The organism is Nitratidesulfovibrio liaohensis (assembly GCF_011682075.1).
GTDB classification, from domain to species: domain Bacteria; phylum Desulfobacterota; class Desulfovibrionia; order Desulfovibrionales; family Desulfovibrionaceae; genus Cupidesulfovibrio; species Cupidesulfovibrio liaohensis.
Genome location: NZ_VSMK01000568.1, coordinates 1 through 1327 on the forward strand (window position 1 = coordinate 1; position 1327 = coordinate 1327).

Below are 1327 nucleotides of genomic sequence, written 5' to 3' on the forward strand. Positions count from 1 at the left end.
GAATGCGGTCGAGTTCTTCCACAAGGACGGGGGCTTTTTTCTCCGGAATGCCCCAACCGCCAAGAAAGCGGACGCCGTGACGGTCGAGCAGGTTCACCGCGCGCGCCTTCAGCGTGCCGAAGATCTTCAGTTCCTCGGGGTCGCAGATGCGCTTGCTGCCGAGCGAGGCAAGTTCCTCCGGCGGTAGGTCCGCGCCGCCGAAGTCCGCCGGGGTCAGCTTGCGGCGGGCGGTCCAGATGTTCACGTCGAGGTTGATGGCCATGAGGCAGTTCAGGATGGTGTCGTTCATGTGCGTGCTCCATAAAAGCGGAACGCCCCTCGGGGGAGGGGCGTCCTAGATTCCGTTGAGGAAGTGGTAGTGGCCTTTTTCGATCTTCTCTGCGGCCCGTAGCCACATCTCTTGTACCGGGTCTTCGTCGAGGCACTGGCCCCACCCGATGGTGTGGACCGTGACCCGCGAGGGATGGGGTTCCTCGTCATCCCCGGTCCAGGTGCAGAGCTTGAGGAGGTAGAGTTCTGCTTCCGCCTTCCAGTGTTGGCGGACGCCGTTGGTGTGGATATCCCGGACGAGATGGATACTGCGGGTGAAGGGGAAGATGCGCATGGCGGATGTCGCTTTCATGAGTCCGTGCTCCTCGTGGTGCGGTATAGGGCAGAGTCGTTCCAGAATGCGGAATCGTCGGGAGGGAAATCGCGGTTATGGGAGGGGGCCGTATGACGAGACGAGCCGATAGCCTTCCTTGAGTTTTCCGAAGATGCGTGACCGCGCCTCGCGGATGGGGTTGCCCCGGTTGCACCGGGTGATGGCCAATGCGAGCCGTTGCCCCTGCGTGTTGCGCTTGCCCCAATGGAGGTCGATACCGTGCTCCTGGATGGTGCAGGACCAGAACTTGCCGCCCGAAGGCGTGTCCTTTTCGAGGCGTAGCCAGGGAGGCGAAGGGAGTGAGGCGAAGAAGGCGGGATCAAGAGACTGACGGGTGAGCAGGGAATCCATGAACTGGAGCACCAGGCCGGTATTGCCTGGGATTCGGGGAGACGCGGCATCCTTGCCGGGGGTGTCCGCATCGGACGTGTTCGGCGCGGTAGCGGCGTCCCCGTTTACTCCCCCGAGGGGAACATGCGCTGGGCGATTTCGTGGAGGAGCGTTCGGGTTTCGCGCGTGGCCTTGAAGCCGAGCGTCCGGTCGAGGGCGTAGGCCATGGGCTGGATGCCCTGCCGGGCGAGCGGCTGGAACCGCTGGGTCAGGTCGGCCCAGCGGATCAGGGTGCGGGTGGAGAAGGTCACCTCGATGGAGGCGCCGTGTGCCGTGCCCGATTCGCCCATGAAC

Annotated in this window: 4 protein-coding genes; all 4 read right to left on the minus strand. The window is 63.8% G+C overall.

Going from position 1 to position 1327, the window contains the following annotated elements:
* A partial coding sequence (locus FVW27_RS16020) for a DUF3150 domain-containing protein (RefSeq protein WP_243838517.1) occupies positions 1–289 on the minus strand: 289 nt, incomplete at its 3' end.
* A gap of 45 nt (positions 290–334) precedes the next feature.
* Entirely contained in the window at positions 335–622 is a 288-nt protein-coding gene (locus tag FVW27_RS16025; protein ID WP_167127030.1) for a hypothetical protein, read from the minus strand.
* Positions 623–697: 75 nt separating this feature from the next.
* A complete protein-coding gene (locus tag FVW27_RS16030) occupies positions 698–994 on the minus strand; it encodes a hypothetical protein (protein ID WP_167127033.1) in 297 nt (98 codons plus the stop codon).
* Between the two features lie 104 nt (positions 995–1098).
* Positions 1099–1327: CbbQ/NirQ/NorQ domain-containing protein (locus FVW27_RS16035; RefSeq protein ID WP_208294843.1), on the minus strand; the 229-nt coding region annotated here is incomplete at its 5' end.

What these genes read in the sequence shown, in the direction of transcription:
- FVW27_RS16030 (WP_167127033.1), bottom strand. Translation starts at nt 994, where the DNA reads ATGGATTCCCTGCTCACCCGTCAGTCTCTTGATCCCGCCTTCTTCGCC.
- FVW27_RS16025 (WP_167127030.1), bottom strand. Translation starts at nt 622, where the DNA reads ATGAAAGCGACATCCGCCATGCGCATCTTCCCCTTCACCCGCAGTATC.